20 protein-coding genes are annotated in these 21829 nt (G+C 56.6%); 10 read left to right on the forward strand and 10 right to left on the reverse strand.

Annotated features, from left to right (window positions below; translation table 11 throughout):
• The first annotated feature begins 1285 nt into the window (after positions 1–1285).
• From AC0IYH_RS23045 to AC0IYH_RS23055, 3 genes are all read left to right on the forward strand, one after another.
• A complete protein-coding gene (locus AC0IYH_RS23045) occupies positions 1286–3733 on the forward strand; it encodes an SIR2 family protein (protein WP_471836372.1) in 2448 nt (815 codons plus the stop codon).
• Between the two features lie 432 nt (positions 3734–4165).
• Positions 4166–4714 (forward strand): hypothetical protein, encoded by a 549-nt coding sequence (locus AC0IYH_RS23050; protein WP_471836374.1) that lies wholly within the window; start codon positions 4166–4168, stop codon positions 4712–4714.
• Between the two features lie 678 nt (positions 4715–5392).
• Positions 5393–5767 carry a hypothetical protein gene (locus tag AC0IYH_RS23055; protein ID WP_471836376.1) on the forward strand — a complete coding sequence of 125 codons (375 nt, stop codon included), beginning with the start codon at positions 5393–5395 and terminating at the stop codon, positions 5765–5767.
• A 689-nt stretch (positions 5768–6456) separates the two neighbouring features.
• Here the strand turns inward: AC0IYH_RS23055 and AC0IYH_RS23060 are convergent.
• The 3 genes from AC0IYH_RS23060 to AC0IYH_RS23070 form a co-directional block, all read right to left on the reverse strand.
• Entirely contained in the window at positions 6457–7353 is an 897-nt protein-coding gene (locus tag AC0IYH_RS23060) for an HNH endonuclease (protein ID WP_471836378.1), read from the reverse strand.
• A gap of 493 nt (positions 7354–7846) precedes the next feature.
• Complete coding sequence (locus AC0IYH_RS23065; RefSeq protein ID WP_471836379.1) at positions 7847–8236, reverse strand: hypothetical protein; 390 nt, start codon at positions 8234–8236, stop codon at positions 7847–7849.
• Between the two features lie 288 nt (positions 8237–8524).
• Positions 8525–9433 (reverse strand): alpha/beta fold hydrolase, encoded by a 909-nt coding sequence (locus AC0IYH_RS23070; protein ID WP_471836381.1) that lies wholly within the window; start codon positions 9431–9433, stop codon positions 8525–8527.
• Between the two features lie 122 nt (positions 9434–9555).
• Here AC0IYH_RS23070 and AC0IYH_RS23075 point away from each other — a divergent pair, with 122 nt between their 5' ends.
• Together AC0IYH_RS23075 and AC0IYH_RS23080 are read left to right on the forward strand one after the other, a co-directional pair.
• Complete coding sequence (locus AC0IYH_RS23075) at positions 9556–10596, forward strand: alpha/beta hydrolase family protein (RefSeq protein WP_471836383.1); 1041 nt, start codon at positions 9556–9558, stop codon at positions 10594–10596.
• 84 nt (positions 10597–10680) lie between these two features.
• Entirely contained in the window at positions 10681–11007 is a 327-nt protein-coding gene (locus tag AC0IYH_RS23080; protein WP_116626344.1) for an arsenate reductase/protein-tyrosine-phosphatase family protein, read from the forward strand.
• A 70-nt stretch (positions 11008–11077) separates the two neighbouring features.
• On the opposite strand, the gene cynS is transcribed toward AC0IYH_RS23080, so the two are convergent.
• Positions 11078–11548, reverse strand: coding sequence for a cyanase (gene cynS, locus AC0IYH_RS23085; protein ID WP_471836385.1), 471 nt, complete (start codon positions 11546–11548; stop codon positions 11078–11080).
• Between the two features lie 31 nt (positions 11549–11579).
• Complete coding sequence (locus AC0IYH_RS23090; protein ID WP_471836387.1) at positions 11580–12221, reverse strand: carbonic anhydrase; 642 nt, start codon at positions 12219–12221, stop codon at positions 11580–11582.
• Between the two features lie 112 nt (positions 12222–12333).
• Between AC0IYH_RS23090 and cynR the strand changes: the two genes are divergently transcribed.
• From cynR to AC0IYH_RS23105, 3 genes are all read left to right on the forward strand, one after another.
• Complete coding sequence (gene cynR / locus AC0IYH_RS23095) at positions 12334–13230, forward strand: transcriptional regulator CynR (RefSeq protein WP_471836389.1); 897 nt, start codon at positions 12334–12336, stop codon at positions 13228–13230.
• Between the two features lie 120 nt (positions 13231–13350).
• Positions 13351–14577: an MFS transporter gene (locus AC0IYH_RS23100; protein ID WP_471836391.1), complete on the forward strand. Its 1227-nt coding sequence runs from the start codon at positions 13351–13353 to the stop codon at positions 14575–14577.
• Positions 14578–14635: 58 nt separating this feature from the next.
• The gene (locus AC0IYH_RS23105; RefSeq protein WP_116626340.1) at positions 14636–14803 is read left to right on the forward strand and encodes a DUF2986 domain-containing protein; all 168 of its coding nucleotides are present in this window, start codon (positions 14636–14638) and stop codon (positions 14801–14803) included.
• On the opposite strand, the gene AC0IYH_RS23110 is transcribed toward AC0IYH_RS23105, so the two are convergent.
• From AC0IYH_RS23110 to AC0IYH_RS23125, 4 genes are all read right to left on the reverse strand, one after another.
• Positions 14774–15757, reverse strand: coding sequence for a GlxA family transcriptional regulator (locus tag AC0IYH_RS23110; RefSeq protein WP_471836393.1), 984 nt, complete (start codon positions 15755–15757; stop codon positions 14774–14776). The genes AC0IYH_RS23105 and AC0IYH_RS23110 overlap by 30 nt on opposite strands.
• A 4-nt stretch (positions 15758–15761) precedes the next feature.
• A complete protein-coding gene (locus AC0IYH_RS23115) occupies positions 15762–16304 on the reverse strand; it encodes an isochorismatase family protein (RefSeq protein ID WP_471836395.1) in 543 nt (180 codons plus the stop codon).
• A 109-nt stretch (positions 16305–16413) separates the two neighbouring features.
• The gene (locus tag AC0IYH_RS23120) at positions 16414–17625 is read right to left on the reverse strand and encodes a YeeE/YedE family protein (RefSeq protein WP_471836397.1); all 1212 of its coding nucleotides are present in this window, start codon (positions 17623–17625) and stop codon (positions 16414–16416) included.
• An 89-nt stretch (positions 17626–17714) separates the two neighbouring features.
• Entirely contained in the window at positions 17715–18512 is a 798-nt protein-coding gene (locus tag AC0IYH_RS23125) for a DNA/RNA non-specific endonuclease (protein ID WP_471836399.1), read from the reverse strand.
• A 156-nt stretch (positions 18513–18668) separates the two neighbouring features.
• On the opposite strand from AC0IYH_RS23125, the gene AC0IYH_RS23130 reads away from it, so the two are divergent.
• Positions 18669–19730 (forward strand): SDR family oxidoreductase, encoded by a 1062-nt coding sequence (locus AC0IYH_RS23130; RefSeq protein ID WP_122773427.1) that lies wholly within the window; start codon positions 18669–18671, stop codon positions 19728–19730.
• A gap of 32 nt (positions 19731–19762) precedes the next feature.
• Here the strand turns inward: AC0IYH_RS23130 and AC0IYH_RS23135 are convergent, their stop codons facing one another.
• Positions 19763–20980, reverse strand: a complete 1218-nt coding sequence (locus AC0IYH_RS23135) for an MFS transporter (RefSeq protein ID WP_471836401.1) — start codon at positions 20978–20980, stop codon at positions 19763–19765.
• Between the two features lie 120 nt (positions 20981–21100).
• On the opposite strand from AC0IYH_RS23135, the gene AC0IYH_RS23140 reads away from it, so the two are divergent.
• A complete protein-coding gene (locus AC0IYH_RS23140) occupies positions 21101–21745 on the forward strand; it encodes a TetR/AcrR family transcriptional regulator (RefSeq protein WP_471836403.1) in 645 nt (214 codons plus the stop codon).
• Positions 21746–21829: the final 84 nt, after the last annotated feature.

The following is a 21829-nucleotide window of genomic DNA, read 5'->3' on the forward strand; positions in this document are numbered from 1 at the left end:
TGAAGCGCTGCTATCGACCCAAAGTGGACGGTCGGCAGTATTACCTACACTTACCTTTTTCTGACGGTTAGATGGATGGATAAGTACCTGAAGGTTAAATATTTGGTGCAAAATCAATGATAAAGTGCCTTTCGGACATTAGAGAAATAGAGCGTCGCATGAGTTTCGACATTATCATTTTGAGACCTACAGACCTGGGCATAAACGACTTGGCTGACGTAGAGAGTGTGGAGGATATTGGGCTTACCGCCTCTGTCAGCACTTCTCTGGATTTAGTATTCCCGGGATGTGCTCAAGGTGCATTTGCCATGGGTGATTATTACGTCTTTGAGTCAGTTCTGAGCGGAGACCCAGTCACTTCCATACACCTGACTCTCAGATATGGCAGTGCCTGGTGTGAATCAGCCTACGGTGAGTTTTTAGCGTCGCTTTCCAGGCTATGCCACCAGCTCCAATCTCAAGCCTATGCGGTGTCTGACAATTCGCGGATCGCCTCTTTTCTATAGGGAAGGTCGTTCTTGCCGATTGTCGTGATTTAACGCCCGCTCTTGGCCGACTCCCGCCCATAGTGAACGGCAGAGTTCGGTCAAGGTGGTCCCGAGAGCTATGCCAGCATAGGAAGCATGTCCATGTACATCGGACCTGAGAGATCACCTATCTCTCCGTCGTCAGCAACCAAGCAACCTACAGCGCCAGCGAATGACTCTTGGTCATGCGCTGGGATGTCCAAGCTGCAAATGATCCTGTAGCGGAACAGCCAGCCGCAGGCCACGCGACCGCACAGTTCTACCGTTTGATGATAGCCATAAACGGACAGGGGGCGGGCACCGTGGGCCTGCGCAAGGTTATATGCTGTACTGCTGCCGGTAGATTCGCCCTGGGAAAGTTCGTTGTTCATACGCACTTGAAATGGCTGGAATAGCAGTCGATTATCTACTCGTTTGGTTTGAATGTCTGAGCATCCGCTCTGAGTCGATTTCGGCCCTCGCGACAGGCAGAGATCGGCCAAAAGCGGACAGTTACGCAGGGTTAGCAGCTTTTCCTTGACGGCTGGAGGCGTCAAGGGCGTAGGAACGATTCAGACTCAACGTTTTGCAGCAGATGAATCAGTTCTCTCGATAATCAAAGGAAAGAAAAATCGAGGCCAGAAAACATTTAAACAACGGCGGCCTGACCCCGACTTCACTGTCACTTCTAGATTTTCTTCCTTTCGTTCCTCAACCGGGTAGACAAAAGCTACGGCAAGCGGTATTAAATTGCCATTACATACGCATAAGGATTTGTGATGAGTATCCCGTTAGCCGAATTGGCCAGAAGAATAAAACCAGAAAACACAGTCCTTTTTTTCGGAGCTGGCTCATCGCTTCCTTCCGGCGCACCATCTGTAAAGCTGTTAATCGATCGCATCTCCGAACGGTTCGACATAAATTCCCATGGATATTCACTGAGCGAAGTTGCGAGCTTGGCTGAGCAGAAAGATTGTCGTCGTGAAATGATTAAGACGTTGAGAAAATCTTTTGAGAAGCTTGTTCCAACAGGTAGTTTATTAAATCTACCACTTTACGGCTGGCGAAACATCTACACCACAAACTATGACTCATTGATCGAGCAGTCTTATGCTAGGCGCGACCAGCCACTATCAGTAATTTCTTCAAATTTTGACTTCACAACTCAACGTATTCCTGAAGCTACTAAGTTATTTAAGTTGCATGGAAGCATAGAGAAAGACGAGGTCGATGGCGTTCATAGCCGCATCATTATTTCTGAAAATGACTACGATCTAACCATGGAGTATAGGGAGTACCTGTATGACTCGCTGAAAATGGATTTGGCGGGGACTGACTTAGTCATTATAGGGTACTCATTGGCAGATGCTCATATTAAAGATTTGATATCTAAGTCATTAGACATTAATGCAAAAAGCCATATGCCAGCTACAATCAATTTAATCTTGTATACTCCAGACGAAAACCGTGCCCTACTGCATGAGCGGCGCGGTGTTAGGGTTTCATTTGGTAGTCTTGACGATTTTTTTGTCGAACTCCAGAGGAACACCAAAAGTGAAGCTATAACAAACAAGATCAATGATGACCCGCTTGATGTATTCTCGATGCTGCGCCCCGTAACCAGGGATGTTGCGCATGATATTACCAGTAGCATTAAAGATGCTAGCTCCATGTTTAATGGTTGGCCAGCTTCGTATGCGGACATTGCGGCAAATTTAACTTTCCGACGAACTCTTACCGATCTTCTTATGCCTCAACTGGAAAGTAATGAAAAGTTTATAACAATCGTCCTGGGCGCTAGTGGGACAGGTAAGTCCACACTGGCCAAGCAAGTTTTATACATGAAGTCCCAGCTTTCCATCTATGCGTGGGAACATAAAGCCGAGCATACGTTGCTCCCCTCCGCTTGGAGGGCGGTCGCTAATTATCTTAAAGGAAAAAACAAGACTGGGGTGTTGTTAGTTGATGATGCTCATAAGCATCTAGGCGATATCAGCTCTCTGATTGATCTGTTGGTGGCTGACAACATACAGAACCTGAAAATATTACTGATTTCATCTAGAAACCTATGGAATCCGAGAGTCAAAACCCCTAATTTTTTTAAATATGCTTCCCAGAATATTCTAAAAGGACTCGACCCGACAGAAGTAGAGGACTTACTAACTTTAGTAGATACAAACTCAGACCTTAAACCTCTCGTAGAGAACAGCTTTTCTGGATTTTCAAGGTCGGAAAGAAAGCGTAGATTAACCGTTCGTTGTGAGTCAGATACATTCGTATGTTTGAAAAATATTTTTGCTTCGGATAAATTCGACGACATTGTGCTGAGAGAGTTCGCATCACTAAACGAAAACCATCAAGAAATATACCGTTTAGTCGCTGCAATGGAAAGTTCAGGCATCATAGTTCATCGCCAGCTAGTTATGCGACTACTAGGAATTCCCGCCGGCCAAGTCACTGCATCTTTAGAGAACTTGGTTGACATTATTCATGAGTTCACTATAAGCAGTAAAGACGGAACTTACGGGTGGAAAGGACGGCATCCAGTAATTACTGACATTATAGCTCAATATAAAATGCCTGATGTTAAAGAGTATATAAGTCTGTTTGAGCGTGTCATAGATGGCATCGTTCCGACCTACGATGTTGAAATTCGTACCATCCGCCAGTTATGTGGTTATGAAAAAGGAATTGGTAGAATTGCAGACAAGCATGTGAGGAATAAACTTCTAAGAAAAATGATCTCAAAAGCGCCGGGTGAAAGAGTACCGCGCCATAGGTTGATTCGAAACCTTATCGATATAAATGAGATTGAAAAGGCAGATACAGAAATACGTCTTTTTGAAAATGATTTTAAAGCAGATGGCCCAGTTCACCGCTTTAAAATCATGCTTTTGTTAGCTCGCGCAGAGCGAACCCCTGGCATTTTAGATGAGGATAGAATTGCAATCCTTGAAAAAGCCAGGGCCTATGCAGCTAATGCTATAGATAGGTATAAAGATAACAAAGATTTTTTGCGCACATATTGTGATGTTGGTGTTGAAATTTTTAGACGAGGTAAAGATATGTCTGCATTCGACGACGCGATGGATAGGTTGAAGCTTGCGGAAGAGCGTGTTGGTGATCCAGATATAACCAGTATTATCATTCAATACCAAAGAAAGATATCTGGATACGATTATAGCCCCGCCGGGGAGTCCGAGGAATTACCAGCAGTAGACGAGTGAGTGTTGGCTCTGACGCCGAATTAACCCAGATGCTGAGATGTCACTGACCCAGCCTTATTCCTCGAAAACATTACCTGGGCAGGGTTTATGGTGCAGTCTTGTGTAGGCACGTGGATCAATTCGGTATCGGCCCCAACAGATTGTGGCAGCCATTCGCGACAGGCCGCTGCCGACCCAAAGCTGCCCTTCACGAAAGGCAGAAATTGGCGAGAAAAAAGCTTTCAGTAGCTCCGCGCTTAGCGCCACTTGAACAAGCTTGTCGGGGGGCAGTACACTTCGCTTTAACGCAGAAAAGGAACAAGTAAAACTTGAAAAAGCCAGAACGTTAACATGATTAAATCGATGCATGTTACCCCGTGACTCACATGAATATAAAGCGCGACAAAGCTCCCAAAGCCATCATCCAAAGATCACCTAAGCCAAGAATAAGCAATGGAAAATCTAAACCAGCTAATAGAAATCCTGAGGGAAAACTTTGAAACCTTATTCAGTGGTGCGGGAACGGAAGTCATTAAGCTATTGTTTCTGGTAATTGCCGGCGTTTTTGCTTGGATAAAGAAAAACACTATCGTAAGACTCATAAGCAACATGAGGAAAAAACACACACAACCGAACGAGCCGTCACCGCCACATGTATCTGCACCAACAAAAAACAAGTTAACCAAACCTATAATAAAAATTGAATGCACATCTTATGGTGGTACACGCGGCGTTTCGCAGTTTGCCCAATTCAAAATAACTAATCAAGGAGGCAGTGCTTACAATGTCGAAGTCTCTGGGGAGTGTCTGCCAAAAAAAATCTATCTCGGCGACATATTGAGACAGCGCAATAGAGATTTCAGGGTCGACTTAAGTCCGCATGATCACTGGGAGACACTAGACTTCCAAATACATTATCTCGACAGAGACGGAGATGAAGGTAGGCAAGGGCTTTGGCTTCGCTGGGAAATCGGGGGCAGAGGTTACGTAGTGCCCGAGTAATGGGCTCCATTTAAAACTTCAACAGCTCATTCTATGTAAGAGAAAAGTTGAAAGAATAATGGGCGCGGCCACTAGAACAGCTTGAACTCTCTATCCGCGACTATCTCGCGTAAACCCTTTGTCGCTGCGCTTGCTTGCGCCTCGCGACTGACAGCTAACGGCCAGAAGCTGCCGGTCACCAAGCGGTCGAGCGAAAAATAAATGACCAAGCCTTTAACAATGATGCCCTAATTCAGATCATTTCTGACGCAAACAGCCAGCCAAGGCTGTTTCTGCTTTACTAGTAGCTCTGTCGGTTGAGTGCGCGATACAACCCTCAGCGCGCACACCAAGCCCCCCGACTCAAACAATCAATAAAGTCGGAATAATGGGCACAGAAATACTTGGTCTTACCGTTGGGATGTCGCCTAGGAGGGTCTTGACAGAGTTTCAGCGCAATAACTGTCCAAATTTCAGAGCTCATGATCATTGGTTGCCCTAAGTCATGCATGACTCAAAAAAGACAAACCACAATTGCATCGTAATCTTACAAATCATGACGCTCCTGAACGGTAATTTTTTTGTTTGATCTTTTAGTGTGTTGTGCTTTCTATGGGCGTATGGGAAAATATGTCGAGCAAATTAACTCGGTCAAGTTAATAAAATCCGAATGGATTAATTTTGGTTAAGGACAAATAAATGAACTTTGCTGCTTTCACTGTTTTTCTGTACTTGTTCCTTCCTGCATTCGTAGGGTACGTGTTCTGGTTTATTGATAAACACAAGCCCGCAGCCTCAGAGATGATACCGATACTCGCAACTACGGTTTTCTGGGCTGGTGCTCTTGTTTGCGGTATTGGTGCCTTTAAAAATGGAGGCCCGGATGGTAAGGCGCTTTACGCCGTGTCCATTGCTGCTTTCACAGTAAGCCTTACAATCTATGGCGAAATGTTTAACAGCCTCCCGGATGATAAGGCAGAAGTAAAAATTGTACGTACTAAAATCAAAGCGGCAATAGCTATATTTCGCGCGCTATTGATCTTTGTATTTACAGTTGGATACTTTTACGCTTGAGAAATACACTCTAAATGACTTGATAAGTTGCTGCGCAGCACTAAAAAGCCCTGTGACGGGCTTTTTTTTCAACTTTAATTAATTGCAACTGTCTATCCGATACACACATAAATATGTTTAAAGTTTACTTTTTTATGCATTTTTGGCCTCCTGTTCCACGTCTATCGTGCTCAAATTTTTCTCATCATAGATAAATATATCGGTGTCGCCCTCGAACACCTTTGACACGCTTAGCGTAACTCTAAGCCTTGAGGCGAGAGTTATAGTTTCTCTCATGCGGTCGAAAATTGAGGAAGTGCAAAGCTGGCGGCACTAAAATATATTCGAGACTTTCCGCGCCCCTGGGTAAAACATTTTCCAGCTGCGCTGTTTATCCAGCCGATTTCTTTCTTCTTCTGAAATCAGAACAATAGCAAGATGCCTCTCAATCATATTTCCACATCTTAGATCATCTTGCCTTCTTGATACATTTTTATGCTTTGGTCATGGATGAGGACACATGGAACAATGTGCTCTCTATAGCTTCCAACCTTGCTTTCTTCCCAATGATCACGAAATATTTCTGCAGGTTTTTTATGGATCTCTGTTCTTTTCTGGCTGTGTATATTTAGTCATTTTGGTTGTCGTTTCACGCCTAATGCACGGAATGTTCGTGCTGTTGATGAGCCGTCATGCGCATTCTTATTTGTTCAGTTATGAAAAACCAGCTTCTTTAATTCGCTTATAGTTGGCATGGGGGTCATTCTGTGAATGATTCGGTGGCAGTTAGAGCAAACTACTGCCAGATCGAAAAGCTTTGTTTCAGTATTACGATCTGCCTTGTGTAGAGGGGTGAGGTGGTGGACTTCGCAGAATTTTTCACCATGTTTTCCGTATACCTCCTCAAAGTTGAAACCACAAACCTCACAGCAAAGTGCGCCAGTTTCGGCAAAAACCGTAGCTCTCTTCTTTTTGACGATAGTGCTGTTTCTCTCACGGCGGAAATGTGAAACTAATCGAGGGTTCCCCTCTGATCCAAATGCTTCCGCATCCACGTCTGGCAATCTATCGGGCCGAGAGTCACGCTCAACTAGGAGAAGGACCTTATCGACTAACTCTGCGCTTTCCGGTTTGTCTGCGTACCAGATATTGCTTTGACCAATGCCTCCTTTCACCGCGCGTGGGATCATGAACTCGCGTTCGTAAGTAGGCAGTAGCCTGACATCACTCGCAGATGCTGAAATTCGATAGACTTTTATTCCATTTTTTTTGTGGATTTTTGGTGGCTTGCTAATCCGCTGAAGTTCGCGATAAACAGTGGCGTTGGTGTACCAGCCCACCACTGCTGTGCCACCACTTTCGGGGCCGGCAGTCCATATAACAGTAACGCCATCTACAAATTCTTCGCCCTTTTTGGCACCCAATTTTTCGATATTAATGCGGCCGGTAGGCTGGACGTACCCATAGATTTTTCCATTTGCATTGGTGAAGTTACAGACCTCATGCCCAATCGAATCATTATTGTACGAGCCGCCGCGCTGGATCGAGTCACCATCAATGCCGTCGTAGCGCTCCATCCAACCAATATTGCAAAATAGTATCGGCATAAATGTCCTTGGTATTTAAGTTTATTGCTAATAAGCAGACTGTGGTGCGTGAAACGTGCTGCTAGCCAGAATAACGATTTTAATCACCGTTCAGGCAGTCATTGACTTTTTTTGTGGCGCTCGATGTATAGGGGGGCGCTGCATGCGAAGTTACGGCAGTTATGTGCCATAGCGGCAAGTCTCTTTTGCGTGGTGGATTAACCAAACGTTGAGATTAGCGTGAAGCCGGGAGCTGAAACAACCGGGTTGGTCCCCATAGGTGAAATTTACCGTATGGAAGGAGTAGTAGATCCATCTTTATGAACGTCTTCTATTGGCCGTTTTCTGCCTTTACGGCACGAGGCACGCATGACTGACTCCCAAGGCGGTAGGCCGGTAGTCTGTCAGACATTATCACTCTGTCGATCTCGGCCATTGTGCCACCCTGCCAGCTTCTGCATCAAGAATGCAGGTCGCCCCGTCAATCTCATTCAGCCTGGGCCTCTAAAACTTATCAGCCCTCAATCACAAGCACTGGTTTTTCATTGCAAATAATGTCTATCCACTCATCTGTGACAATTGCCAAATGAAAAATCGGATCATCTTTATAGATATCAAGTGAATCATTATGCAGCCACGCTAAAAAATCTGAATTCTCGACTAAAAAGAATGAGGTTTCGATTTCACTGGGAATCAGCTGCAACGAAACCAGCCTCATGCTCTCGTTTGCTATGCGTATTGAGGTGGGAAGTTGAATGAAGTCTAAATAAAGTCTTCTACCTGAACTTCCTGACTCTTTAAGATGAACGCGCATGCCGCTGTCATAGGTGATTCGTTCGAAGATTACTCTACCTAAAGCAGGCACGCCTAATGCACTCCATGGATGGAATATTTGTATATTCATGTCAGCATCCTTTTGTCTTAGTGTAACTTATAACCGGCTATTTTTCCGTCAGGTCGTTGTATTTCTATGGTTGGCCGACCGTTGCTGCTATTGGGGCGAATAAGAGCTCGCCTACCGTCTTCTAAATTCCGTACACGTACACCGTTACCATTGCCTACCACATGTGAGGGATTCATGCAGGCAAAATATTTGTTGGCTTCATCCAAGCCGCAAAGTATTAGCGACTGACAACATGCCTGTCCAGTGACTGCTTCTGGCCGAAAGCAGACCGGCAATTAACCATCCCCCTCACCGCACAACAAACCCCCTAACCGCCCCAATCACCTCCCCCGGCGCCTCCTCCATCAACCAATGCCCCGCCCCCGGCACCACCAACTCCGTCACATCATCCGCCGCATTCCGCATCACAATCGCCTCATTCCCCCCAAACGACTTCTCCCCCCCAATCGCCAGCACCGGCATGGTCAGCTTGGTTTTCATCGACGCCTCATTGTCCACCGCGTCCTGGCGAATACTCCTGAACTGCGCAAACGCCGCCCGCATGCTGCCTGGCCGGGCATACAGTTTGGCGTAGTGCTGGCGGGTGCCTTCGTCGACTTTGCTGGGGTCGCCGGCGAATTCGTTCCAGAAGCGGTCGAGGTAGATGCGTTCGCGGCCGGCTACCAGGCGTTCGGCGTCGGGGCCGCCGAAGTCGAAGTGCCAGAGCATGGGTGAGCGAACGATGTCGTTCCAGGGTGGGATGCCGGGTATGGGGGCGTCCATTACGATGAGTCGGTCGGTCAGTTGCGGGTAGCGGGAGGCGTAGGCAAAGGCGACCATGGTGCCGATGTCGTGGCCGACGACCACGGCGTGTTCGATGCCCAGCGCGGCCAGTACGCCGCGTACGTCGCCGGCCTGGGTTTTCTTGTCGTAGCCGCCTTGGGGAATGGACGACAGGCCGAGGCCGCGCAGGTCGGGTACGACGACGGTGTGGTCCTTGGCCAGGTCGGCAGCCAGGGGTGCCCACATGTCGCCGGTGTCGCCGAAGCCGTGCAGCAACACCACGGCGGGGCCTTTGCCGCCGACGCGCACGTGGAGGGTGGCGCCGTCTACCGCGATGTCTTTGGTTTGGAACGACGCGGGGAATGGCGTTACGTCGGCGTGGGCCGGGACGCTCGCGGTGGCAAGCAGGGCAGCAAGCAGCAGGGCTCGGATCATCGCGGCGTCTCCAGGGAGTTTGGTGGGTGGAGCGTAGACCGGTTTTATGGATTCGGCGGGGGATGTTCAGCCACCGGATTTCAGGTAATCATGCGCGACCAAAATCAAGGACGATAACAACAATGAAAACCGCTCTCCGCGCCCTGTTTCTGCTGTGCCTGACCACCCCCGCCTTCGCCGCCGAAAGCCCCATCGGCTTCCAGAGCAGCACCCTGCCTGACGCGAAAAATAGCCGCCCGCTGGAGCTGACCGTCTGGTACCCCACCGCCACCAGCGCCAAGCCTGAGCTGATCGCCGACAACGCGGTGTTCGTCGGCGCGCTCGCCGTGCGCAATGCGCCGGCGGCCAGTGGCGAGCATCCGCTGGTGGTGGTGTCTCACGGTTACGGCGGCAATTGGGGCAAGCAGGCGTGGCTGGCGAGTGCGTTGGCGCATCAGGGTTTTATCGTGGCGGCGGTCAACCATCCGGGCACTACGACCAAGGACCGCAACCCGCAAGCCGCCGCGCAGTTATGGCAGCGGCCGGCCGACTTGAGCCGCGCCATCGACGCGGTGCTCGCGCAGCCCAAGCTGTTTGGCGCGGTGGCGAGCCAGCGGATTGCTGCGATTGGCCATTCCCTCGGCGGCTGGACCGTGCTGGAAATCGGCGGTGCGCGCTTCGACCCGGACCACTTCGCCCAGGACTGCAGCGTGCACCCCAAGCTCGGCGGTTGCATCGGCTACAACGAGATGAACCCGGCCGCCACGCCCGAAGGCAAGGCCAAGCTGGCAACGGACTTGAGCGACAAACGCGTAACCGCCATCGTGGCCTTGGACCTGGGCCTGTCGCGCGGCTTCACCGACGCCAGCCTGGCCGCGCTGCCGGTGCCGGCGCTGGTGATTGCAGGGGGTGTGTACACGCAGGACATGGACCCGCAGTTGGAGTCGGCCCATATGGTCAAGCGCCTGCCCAAGGCCTCGACGCAGTATGTGGAAATCCCTGACGCGACCCACTTCAGCTTTATGTCGATCTGCAAACCGGGGGCGGTGGCGTTGATTGAAGAGAGTTCGCCGGGCGATGGCATGATTTGCCGGGATGGCGAGGGTGCACGGCAACGGGGGGAGATTCAGCAGCAGGTGATTGGATTGATCACCGGGTTTCTGGGAAGGACAGCTCGTGATTAAAAAAACGCCACGCCAAAACGTATCGAATACGATGCATAAATGATGAATATCCCAAAAATGCACCGTATAGGATGCAGTTAGAACGTGACGAACCTTCTCTTTATCTGCAGCCGCAACCAATGGCGCAGCCCTACCGCAGAAGCCATTTGGCGCCGTCGCCCTGGCTTCAATGCGCGCTCAGCAGGCACCAGCCCGAATGCGCGTAGAACCATTGGAGCTGCGGATATTCGCTGGGCGGATGTCATTTTCGTCATGGAACATAAACACCTCCACCGCCTGAAGGGAGAGTTCGCGCGGTTGCTTGAGCACAAGCCGCTGCACTGTCTGGATATTCCGGATGACTATCGCTACATGGACCCTGAACTGGTGATGGTGCTCGAAGACAGCGTTGCGCCCTACCTGAACCCGTAGGCGTCAAACACTGACGCGTCTATCTACAAGGCCCGGCCGCCTCACAGCGCCGGGCCTTTTTACCGCTCAATCAAAACGGCTTGGTCGGCAAATACTTGCCATCCAGGGTGATTACCGCACGCGAGCCGCCTTCCGAGTCTTCCACCTTTTTGATATCCAGTTTGAAGTTGATCGCGCTGATGATGCCGTCGCCAAACTTTTCGTGCACCAGTGCTTTGAGGGTGGTGCCGTACACCTGCAGCATTTCGTAGAACCTGTAAATGGTCGGGTCGGTCGGCACGCCGTTGCCGAGGCTGCCGCGCAGGGGGATGGTTTGCAGCAAGGCCACGGCGTCGGCGTCGAGGCCCAGGGTGTCGGCGACGGCTTGGGCGGCGTTGGCCGGCAGTGGGTGTTGGCCGAGCAAGGCGGCGGTGACGAAGGCTTCGGACAGGCCGGTGCCTTCGGTGATCTGGGCGAAGGACAGGTCTTTGCGGGCCTTGGCCAACAGGATGATGTCGGTCAGGGCCAGGCGTGAGGTTTGGCTGATTTGGGACTGGATCATGGGGTTATCTCCGTGGGTAAAAGTACCGGGGTTAGTGCGAAACGGCGCGTACGCTAGGGTGACTGGCCAGGGCTACGAATTTTCCGGTGCGGCCATCGAAGGCTTCGATGCAACCACTTTCGATGTCGTACACCCAGCCGTGCAGCGCCACGCGTTTTTCTTCGAGGGCCAGGCGCACCGAGGGGTGGGTCTGGATGTTGGCCAATTGCGCAATCACGTTTTCGCGCACCATTGAGGCGACCTTGGCCTGCGGGCTCGCATGCTGGCGGGCCTCGTTGACCACGCGGCCGGAGTCGGCGTAGCGCAGCCAGCCGGCCACGGCGGGCATGTGGTCCAGGCATGTGCAGCTGGCGATGGCGGTCATGGCGCCGCAATCGGAATGGCCGCAGATCACGATGTCACTCACCTGCAAGGCCGCCACCGCATACTCCACCGAGGCCGACACCCCGCCCGGCTCCGGCCCGTAGGACGGCACAATGTTGCCGGCGTTGCGGATCACGAACAGGTCGCCGGGCTCGCGCTGCGTCACCAGTTCCGGCACCAGGCGGCTGTCGGAGCAGGAGATGAACAGCGCCCTTGGGCTCTGCTGGTTGGCCAGGTCTTTGAACAGGCCGGCACGCTCGGGAAAGGCGTTGCGCTGGAACTTGAGAAAACCGTCGATGATGTCTTGCATGGGGTGGCTCCTTTGAATCGCGATGCGATGGAGCCAAGGTTACGCAGCCCGCTTGATAAGGTAAAAGTCTGATATATGATCAACCCCATCAGATAACCTTATGGCTGCCGACATGCTTGCACGACATATCCAGTACTTTCTCGCCGTGGCGCAACACCAGGGTTTCACCAAGGCGGCGGCGGCTCTGCATGTGTCGCAGCCGGCGCTGTCGCAGCAAGTGCGGCAGTTGGAGGAGAGCCTGGGCGCGCAGTTGTTCGATCGCTCCGGGCGCAAGACCTGCCTGACCGATGCCGGTGAGGTTTACCTACGTTATGCACTGCGGGCTGCGCAGGCATTGCAGGAAGGTCAACGTGCGATTCATGACGTGGCGGATTTGAGCCGCGGCGCCTTACGCATCGCCGTCACGCCGACCTTCACCACCTACCTGGTCGGGCCGCTGGTTGAAGCCTTTCATCATCGTTATCCGAACATCACGCTGAACGTGCGCGAACTCGCCCAGGAACACATGGAGCAGCAGTTGCTGGCCGACGAACTGGACGTGGGCATCGCGTTTGACCAGGCCCACGCCCAGGACATCGACGCCACGCCGCTGCTGGTGGAAACCCTGGCGCTGGTGGTCGGACGACAGCATCCACTGGCTGCGGAGCCAGCCATTGGGCTGCAGGCGCTGAACGCCGAGTCGCTGATTCTGCTGAGCCGCGAGTTCGCCACCCGCGAGCAGATTGATCGCTACTGCAACCAGCACGGCATCCGCCCGCACGTGGTGATGGAGGCCAATGTGATCGGCGCGCTGCTGGAGGTGGTGCGCAGGACCACCTTGTCGACGCTGCTGCCCGCCGCCATTGCCCAGGCGCACCCGGAATTAGTGGCGATTGAGCTGGGGCCGCAGCGCTTGCAGCGCACGGCGGTGTTGATGCAGCGCCAAGGGGCTTACCGGTCGGCGGCGGCGCGGGTGTTTATTGAGGTGGCGAGGGAAGTCGGCGCAACGTTGGGCCCGTCACATCGATAGCACTGATGATTACTATCGAACCGCCGGCCTATAGCGTCTGCCAACCCGCTTCCTATAATCGCCTCCCCTTTCTTCCTTGCTGCCTGTTGTTGCGGCGGCATTCCTCGTGGAATCCAACACATGCCAAGTGTCAGCCAGGCCTCCAGCGGCCGCCCTGAACATAATCAACAAAGCGTCAAACAGCAGTGGTTGGCGATCCTTTCGGTGGCCGTGGGTGCCTTCGCCCTGGTAACCAGCGAATTCCTGCCGGTGGGGGTGCTCAACGACGTCGCCAGCGACCTCGGCATCAGCGCCGGCCACGCCGGCCTGATGGTGACCCTGCCGGGCATCATGGCCGCCCTCGCCGCCCCGTTGCTGTCGGTGTTCATTGGTGCCATGGACCGTCGTTACCTGCTGATCGGCCTGACGCTGATCATGATCATCGCCAACGCCGTGGTGGCCTACGCCAGCGACTTCAACCTGTTGTTGTTCGGGCGCGTATTGCTCGGCATCAGCATCGGCGGTTTCTGGGCCACGGCCATTGCCCTCAGCGGGCGCCTTGCGCCAAAGGGGGTGGGCGTCGCGAAGGCCACCTCGATCATCATGATGGGCGTGACCCTGGCCACCGTACTCGGCGTGCCCGTCGGCACCTGGCTCAGTGGTTTGATGGGCTGGCGCATGACCTTCCTGGTCACTGCGCTGGTGGGCGTGCCGGTGCTGCTGGCCCAGGTGTTTTTGCTGCCGCAGCTCAAGCCGGAAAAAGCGATTCGCGTCAGTGACCTGCCGGCGTTGTTTATCAACCCACAGGCGCGGGTCGGCTTGATCGCGGTGTTGTTGATCGGCCTCGCGCACTTTGCGGCGTACACCTATGTGGCGCCGTTCTTCAAAAACAGCTCCGGTTTCGATGGCCCGACCATTGGCTCGCTGCTGTTGCTGTATGGCGTGGCCGGGGTGATGGGCAACGTGTTCGCCGGTTTCGCCGCCAACCGCAGCGTGCGTCACACCCTGCTGCTGGTGGCCTTGATGATCGGCACCAGCACCGCGCTGTTCCCGCACTTCGCCACCGGCATGACCGGCGCGGCGATGCTGATCGCACTTTGGGGCTTTGCCTTCGGCGCGTTCCCGGCCTGCGCGAGCATCTGGATGTTTGTGGTGGCGCCCAAGGATGTCGAGCGCGGCATGCCGCTGTTTGTCGCGCTGTTCCAGGTGATTATTGCGCTGGGCTCGTTCTTCGGCGGGCAGATCGTCGACCAGATGGGCAGCGCAGTGCTGCTGAGCCTGGCCACAGCCCTGGTCGGCTGCGGGTTTGTGACGGTGCTGGTGCTGGGGCGCAACGTGAGTAACAGCTTGGCGGCGCAGCCGGGCTAGAGCTCTGAGCGGGCGCGAGCTGGTATGATTCGCGCCTGCACTCCCCAGGTAAGCAACCATGAACCGCCAGAAAAAACTTCAACAGCTCTTCAAGGCCAAAGCCAAGAAAGCCAGCGCCAAATTGGCGCCGAAAAGCAAAGACAAATACATCAGCAAAGCCGACCGCGCCAAGCTCGACGCCGAGGCGGACCAGGCCTCAACCCACGACGCCGACACGGCTGGCTGAAGGCGTCCCCGCCTCGTACTTGCCCCAGATCCGCCGCAGGTGCCGCGCCGAGCCGAAGCCTGCGCGTTCAGCCACGGTTTCCATATCCAACGTCGACTCACCGAGTAACTCACGGGCTACGGTCAACCGCAGTTGGTGCAGGTAATCGAGCGGGCTGATCCCCACGTGTTCATGGAACAAGCGCGCCAAGTGGCGGCTACTGGTGCACGCCAGGCTCGCCATGCGGGTCACGCTCCAGGCTTCGCAGGGGGCGGCAGCGATTGCATCCTGCACCCGATGCACCGCCGGATGCAGGTGATTGCGCCCAGTGATCCAGGGCGACAGCTGCGGGTCGGCGCCGCTGCGGCGCATGTACACCACCATATCCCGCGCCACGGCGCAGGCCAGCCGTGGCCCGGCCAGTTCGGCGACCAGCTGCAGCATCAGGTCGATGCCCGCCGTGACGCCTGCGCTGCAACTGACCGGGCCGTCGGTGACGTACAGGCGGTTTTCCAACACTCGGGCCTTGGGCGCAATGGCTTGCAAGGTCGCGCACAACGCATGGTGAGTGGTGCACTGACGCCCATCCAACAGGCCGGCCCTGGCCGCACTCAAAGCCCCCGCACACACGCACACCAGCCGTTCGCCGGAGGGCGCGAATACGTTTTGCAGCCACTCGGTGAGCCTGTCGCTGGCCGATTGGAAGGCCTGGCGCTGGGCCTTTGTCGCCTTCGACGTGGAGCCCACCAACACCACCAGGCTGCCGGGCTTGAGGATTTCGGGCAGTGGCGCCAACCCGTTCAGCGGCAAGCCGATGGACGTTTGCAGCGCCGCCACCGGGCTGACGTACTGCAAGTCAAACGCGATAGCCGCCGGGTCGTCGACTTGGGCCGCAAGGCGCAACACTTCGGCGGGGCCGGCCAGGTCCAGCATCAGCGCGTTGGGCAGCAGCACGAACAATACCGGCAGGCTCACGGGTTCACGCCGCCAACGCCTGGGCGACCGTAACGATGCGCGCAAAGCGCTCATCCAGCACCAGTTCGGTACGCTCGCGAATCTCGGCCGCGGTGAAGACTCTACCCGTGCGCCCGAGGGTCATGGCAAAGGTCAGCGTGGCCTCGCTGACGAAATCCACGCTGAAACCGCTGTCTGCCGCCTGCCGCGTGGTGGTTTCGCAGCACTGCTCGGTGCGGATGCCGCTGACGATCAGTTGGGTCACGCCCATCTCCGTGAGCCGGGCGGCCAGGGGCGTGCCGGCGAAGGCGCTGTGGAAGCGCTTGTGAATGATCAGCTCGGGGTTAATCGACAATTCGCTCAAGGTGCTGACGTTGCCCGAGGCCAACGAGAAGTGCCCCTGGTCTTCAACGTGGAAGACTTGTATCACCGGGATGCCCTGCTGAACACACCCATCGATCAGCGCCTGTTGTTTTTCCAGGTACGCCGGCAGGTCAGTTTCGGACCAGTAGGTGGAATGACGGAATGACTGTTGGGCATCGATGACGATAAGGGCTTTGCGGCTCATGACAGCTCCTGTGGCTTGCATCTAAAGGGTCGATGCAAGCCATGCTAGGCCGCCAGGCAGTTGAGCAACAGGCTCACCCCGGACCACTTGAGGACGGATTCGGACAGGTTCAGCAACCGCTCAACGCCACCTGCGGCCGCTCGCCGGCAAAGAAAAACGGCCGCAAACGCACGCCCACGCTGTTGCCGATAAACGCCGCCACCAGCCACACCCAGCCATGCAGGCTGCCCGAGGCGATGCCGCTGAAGTACGCGCCGATATTGCAGCCGTAGGCCAGGCGCGAGCCATAACCCAGCAACAGGCCACCGATCACCGCCGCCACCAGCGAGCGCGCGGGTATGTTAAGGCTCGGCGCAAAACGCCCGGCCAGGCCGGCGGCCAGCAGCGCACCGAGGACGATGCCGATGTCCATGACGCTGGTGATGTCTTCCCACACCGGCGCAGCCAGCGCCTTGGCATTGCCGGGCATCTGCCAGAATGCCCAGCTGGCCACATCCACACCCAGGCCGCTGGCGACTTTGGCGCCCCACAAGGCGAACGCCGAGGTGATGCCCCACGGGCGCCCGGCCAGCGCCAGGGTGGCGTAGTTGAGCAGCGCCAGGCCAATCGCGCCCCATACCAACGGCCACGGGCCGCGCAGGAAACGGCGCAGGCCTTGGTGCTCGCTGGTCACGCCGGCTTCGAGCTGGCCGTGACGGCCCTTCTCCAAACGCACGGTGACGGCGGCGATCAGGCCGAACACCGCCAGGCTCAGGAGCAACGCCGGCACCACGCCGAAGCTCTTGACGATGGACACCGCCGGGAATGCCGGCAGTGCAAACCACCAGTCAACGTGGTGCGTGGCGATCAGCGAACCGCAGATAAAGAACAACAGCGTCACCAGCATGCGCGCATTGCCGCCGCCCACGGTGAACAGCGTGCCCGACGCACACCCGCCGCCCAACTGCATGCCGATGCCGAAAATAAACGCCCCAAACACCACCGACACCCCGGCTGGCGCGACCAGCCCGACCACCGGCTGCCCGAACAGCGTGCCCGCCCCCAGCGCCGGGAAAAACAGCAGCACCGCCACCGCCAGCATGACCATCTGCGCACGCAGGCCGGCGCCGCGCCGATCCTTGATAAACACCCGCCAGGCCGAGGTGAAACCGAAGGCGGCGTGGTAGAGGGTCAAGCCCAGCGCGGCGCCGACTATCAGCAACAGCACTTGGCGCGAACCGACGCTGTTGTGCAGGAACAGGGCGCCAAGCACCAGGATAATAAAAGCCACCAGCGGCGCGACGGGCTTGCGCGCGGGGGCGATAGGCAAAGAGGTGCTCATGGGGTATCCCGGTTCGTTTGAAGAAGGTTGATTGCGAGGGCCGCGAGTATAAACCCAGAGGGCAACGATCGGGCCCGCCCACCGCAAGATCAGCTGCGCCCCACCGACCCCGACACCGGAAGTTTGCCCAGCAACTTGAGCCCGGTGGTTTTCACAAAGGTGTCGTAGTCCATCGGTTTCTGGATACGGGTTTCGGCGTTGGGCAGCACGTAGGCCCAGGCGCGCTGCGACGAGGCGTCGTATACCAGCTTGAACAGGCGCGTCGGCACCCACACCTGATTGTCGCCGATGGTGGCGTGGCCCGCATCAAACAGCGGGCCGGTAAACACGTACACATCGCCGCCGGCGCGTACGGCGAATTTGCGCACATCGGCCTCGACCTTGCTCCAGATCTTGCGGTTGTTGGTGGGGTCTTGCGGCACCATGTTCGACAGCGCAAAAGACTGCGCCATGGCGTGGGCGTTCGGCGCGTCAGCAGCCGGGGCCTGGTGGCCACGGTCCACGGCCGGGTGCTGGCTGCGGTAGTCGTTCAACTCGGCGCGCCCCGCCTTGGGAATGCGTGGGTCGGGGTAGAACTGGTTGGTGCGCTCCTCGCCTTTGGCATCCCGCAATTGCGCGGCGTTCAGACGCTCGACCACCACCAGCGGGGTCTTGCTGGCTTGCGAGTACAGCACCGCAAAGGTGTCGGAACACAGGGCCAGGGGTTTCATGTTGGCCGGCACGGTGGCGATGTTGATCGGGGTTCTGGCGGGGAAGAGTTCAGCGCAGCCGTCAAACGAGGCGCGTTGCTGCGTGGGGGTATAAGGGTTTGCCAGGCTGCGGGCGTCGACGGCGGTGGGAAGCAAAACAAGGGCGGACAGCCCGACTGCAATAGTGCGTAGGTACATGCTTTAGATCTTATGGTGAGGGTAAACAGACAAGCGCGAATGATCGTGCGGGGCGTATGGACCCTGATAAGCCTGTTTGGTGCCGCGACGCGCAGGGATAAGGTTGAACTCTCCTACATCTGAGGTCTCAGAAACCTACATCCTCGGGAGAACTTTATGACCCAAACCGCATTAGTCGTCGGCGCCAGCGGCATCGTTGGCAGCGCCATCACCCAGTTACTGCTCGACAACAGCTGGCAGGTCGCCGCGCTTTCCCGTCAACCGTCGCAGGTGCCGGGGGTGATCCCGGTGGCCGCCGACCTCCAGGACCCCGCGTCCTTGAAACAGGCTTTGGCCGAGCTGAAACCCACCCACGTGTTCATCACCACCTGGTCGCGCCAGGCCACCGAAGCCGAAAATATCCGCGTGAACGCCGCGATGGTGCGCAATGTACTCGACGCCGTGCGCCCGGCCGGCAGCGTGCAGCACGTAGCGCTGGTCACCGGTTTGAAGCACTACCTCGGCCCGTTCGAAAACTACGGCAAGGGCAGCCTGCCGAAAACGCCGTTCCGCGAAGATCAAGGTCGCCTGGATGTGGAAAACTTCTACTACGCCCAGGAAGACGAAGTGTTCGCCGCCGCGCAAAAGGATGGCTTCACCTGGAGCGTGCACCGCCCGCATACCGTCACCGGCGTGGCCGTGGGCAATGCGATGAACATGGCGACCACCCTGGCCGTCTACGCCAGTATCTGCAAGCACACCGGCCGCCCGTTTGTGTTCCCGGGCTCGCGTGTGCAGTGGGACAGCCTCACTGACATGACCGATGCGCGGCAACTGGCCAAGCAACAATTGTGGGCCGCCACCACACCGGCTGCGGCCAACCAGGCGTTCAATATCACCAATGGCGACGTGTTCCGCTGGAACTGGATGTGGGGCCGGATCGCCGCGTACTTCGACCTCACGCCGGCGGACTTCCCGGCCACGCCTGCGCCGCTTGAAACCCAGATGGCCGACGATCAGGCCGCATGGAGCCAGCTCACCGCGCAGCACGCGCTGAAAGAAGCCGACATAAAACGACTGGTTTCGCCCTGGCACACGGACGCCGACCTGGGGCGGCCCATCGAGGTAGTCACCGACATGTCCAAGAGCCGGGCGCTGGGTTTCACCGCCTACCAGGCTAGCGACCAGGCATTTTTCGATGTGTTCGATCAGTTGCGGGCTACACGCCTGATCCCTTGATGCTGCTGGCCGCCCTCGCCACAAAAGCCGGTTTAATGGCCGCTCGCGGCGGGTTTTTCAGACCCTCGCGGGCCGGGTTTGAAGGCATGGGCACGCGCACTCCAGGCAATCACTAACGCCACACCCACCAACCCGAGCATCGCCCAGGGAAACGCCGCCACCCCCCAACTATCCAGCAACACCCCGCCCACCACGCCGCTGCCGGCGATTGCGCAGTTCCACGCCACCACGTTCAGCGACAACGCCACATCCGCGCCCTCGCCCGCCGCGTCGGCCAGGGCGGTTTGCAGCAGGGTCGCGGCGCCGCCGAAGGTCAGGCCCCAGACCGCCACGCCGAGGTAGATCACCTGCGGCACCTTGCCGAGCACGCCAAACACCACGCTCACGGCGGCAAACGCCACCAGGCTGACCAGCACGGTGTTACGCAACAACGGCTCGACCAGCTTGGCCGTCATCCAGATGCCTGCCAACGCCGCAACCCCGAACACCAGCAACACCAGGTCCACACGCTCGGCCAGGCCGGCCGGCGCCACGAACGGGGCGATGTAGGTATAGAGAATGTTGTGGGCCAGCATCCAGCTGACCACCACCGCCAGCACCGGGCGCACCCCGGGGGTGGTCAACACGCTGCGCAGTGACAAGCGTTGATGCGCGGGCTGCGGCGCGTAGTCCGGGACTTTCACCAGCACCCAGGCAATCAGCACCAGACTCACGGCCGACATCAAGCCAAAGGTGGTGCGCCAACCGACCAGCCCGCCGAGCCAGGTGCCCAGCGGCACGCCCAACGACAGCGCAATCGGCGTGCCGACCATCGCCAACGCCAGCGCCTTGCCCTGTTGATGCGGTGCAACCATGCGCCGCGCGTAACCGGCCAGCAGGCTCCAGGCCAACCCCGCAGCCACACCGGCAAAAAACCGCGCCACCAGGGTTACGCCATAGTGCGACGACAACGCCGTGATCGAGTTGAACAGCAGAAAGCCAACGATGGTCAGCAGCAACACATTGCGCCGGCGCCAGCCACGGGTGGCGATCGTCATGGGGATCACCGCCAGCACCGAGCCCAGCGCGTAAGCGGTGACCATCTGCCCGGCCATCGACGGCGAAATCGCCAGGCCGTCGCTGATCAGCGGCAACAGGCCGGCGGGCAGGGTTTCGGTAACGATGCAGATAAAACCGGTCATGGCCAGCGCCAGCAAGGCGCCGATGGGCAGGCGCTCGGATGAGGCCGATAAAGTGAGTGAGGGGGTCACGGGAAACTCCTTGGGCAAGACTTAAGTACTGATCGATACAAATGTTGCAGGCAAGCAGCACGCGTTGTCAACGACTTATGTATCGACTAGTATCTATCTCGTTTTCACAGGAGATCAGCCATGGCACAAATGGGCCGCCCCCGTAATTTCGACCGCGACCAAGCGGTAGACCAGGCCTTGCACCTGTTCTGGCAGCACGGCTACGACGCCACGTCCCTGGCCCAGCTCAAGGCCGGCTTGGGCGGCGGCATCTCCGCGCCGAGTTTCTACGCGGCATTCGGCTCCAAGGAGGCGCTGTTCGATGAATGTGTGCAGCGCTACCTGGCGACCTACGCCCAAGTCACCGAATGCCTGTGGGACGACAGCCTGCCACCGCGTCAGGCCATCGAAACCGCGTTGCGCCAGTCGACCCGCATGCAGTGTGAAGACGGGCACCCCAAGGGCTGCATGGTCGCGCTGGGCGTGATGAGCGCGCCAAGCCCGGAGAATGCGCGGGTGGCGGACGGCTTGACGCAATCGCGGCTGCGTACGCGAGCCGGGATCGTCGCGTGTGTGGAGCGCGCAGTGCGGCTGGGCCAGTTGCCGCCGCAGACGCAGCCGGCGGTGATGGCGAGCGTGTTCGACAGCTTTTTGCAGGGGGTTTCGCTACTCGCCCGCGATGGCGTGCCCCAGGCCACCCTCGATGCGGCGATCAGCCAGTTGCTGCTGGTCTGGGACATCAGCGCTTCGACCGTCGCCCCCGGCGCCCACACCCGGCACATTTGAGCCGGGCTGTTATCGGCTCAGCCAATGCATGCCTGCGAATTATCGATTTGAGCCTTTGTTGAAGCGCGCCGACTATGGGGCCAC

This window comes from Pseudomonas sp. AC463, from assembly GCF_979253585.1.

Bases quoted from the DNA above. Each gene is read 5' to 3' on its own strand.
- AC0IYH_RS23105 (WP_116626340.1), top strand. From the start codon at position 14,636: ATGAACCGCCAGAAAAAACTTCAACAGCTCTTCAAGGCCAAAGCCAAG.
- AC0IYH_RS23070 (WP_471836381.1), bottom strand. From the start codon at position 9,433: ATGATCCGAGCCCTGCTGCTTGCTGCCCTGCTTGCCACCGCGAGCGTC.
- AC0IYH_RS23060 (WP_471836378.1), bottom strand. From the start codon at position 7,353: ATGCCGATACTATTTTGCAATATTGGTTGGATGGAGCGCTACGACGGC.
- AC0IYH_RS23120 (WP_471836397.1), bottom strand. From the start codon at position 17,625: ATGAGCACCTCTTTGCCTATCGCCCCCGCGCGCAAGCCCGTCGCGCCG.
- cynS (WP_471836385.1), bottom strand. From the start codon at position 11,548: ATGATCCAGTCCCAAATCAGCCAAACCTCACGCCTGGCCCTGACCGAC.
- AC0IYH_RS23090 (WP_471836387.1), bottom strand. From the start codon at position 12,221: ATGCAAGACATCATCGACGGTTTTCTCAAGTTCCAGCGCAACGCCTTT.
- AC0IYH_RS23130 (WP_122773427.1), top strand. From the start codon at position 18,669: ATGACCCAAACCGCATTAGTCGTCGGCGCCAGCGGCATCGTTGGCAGC.
- AC0IYH_RS23050 (WP_471836374.1), top strand. From the start codon at position 4,166: ATGGAAAATCTAAACCAGCTAATAGAAATCCTGAGGGAAAACTTTGAA.
- AC0IYH_RS23125 (WP_471836399.1), bottom strand. From the start codon at position 18,512: ATGTACCTACGCACTATTGCAGTCGGGCTGTCCGCCCTTGTTTTGCTT.
- AC0IYH_RS23075 (WP_471836383.1), top strand. From the start codon at position 9,556: ATGAAAACCGCTCTCCGCGCCCTGTTTCTGCTGTGCCTGACCACCCCC.
- AC0IYH_RS23045 (WP_471836372.1), top strand. From the start codon at position 1,286: ATGAGTATCCCGTTAGCCGAATTGGCCAGAAGAATAAAACCAGAAAAC.
- AC0IYH_RS23055 (WP_471836376.1), top strand. From the start codon at position 5,393: ATGAACTTTGCTGCTTTCACTGTTTTTCTGTACTTGTTCCTTCCTGCA.
- cynR (WP_471836389.1), top strand. From the start codon at position 12,334: ATGCTTGCACGACATATCCAGTACTTTCTCGCCGTGGCGCAACACCAG.
- AC0IYH_RS23100 (WP_471836391.1), top strand. From the start codon at position 13,351: ATGCCAAGTGTCAGCCAGGCCTCCAGCGGCCGCCCTGAACATAATCAA.
- AC0IYH_RS23115 (WP_471836395.1), bottom strand. From the start codon at position 16,304: ATGAGCCGCAAAGCCCTTATCGTCATCGATGCCCAACAGTCATTCCGT.
- AC0IYH_RS23065 (WP_471836379.1), bottom strand. From the start codon at position 8,236: ATGAATATACAAATATTCCATCCATGGAGTGCATTAGGCGTGCCTGCT.
- AC0IYH_RS23140 (WP_471836403.1), top strand. From the start codon at position 21,101: ATGGCACAAATGGGCCGCCCCCGTAATTTCGACCGCGACCAAGCGGTA.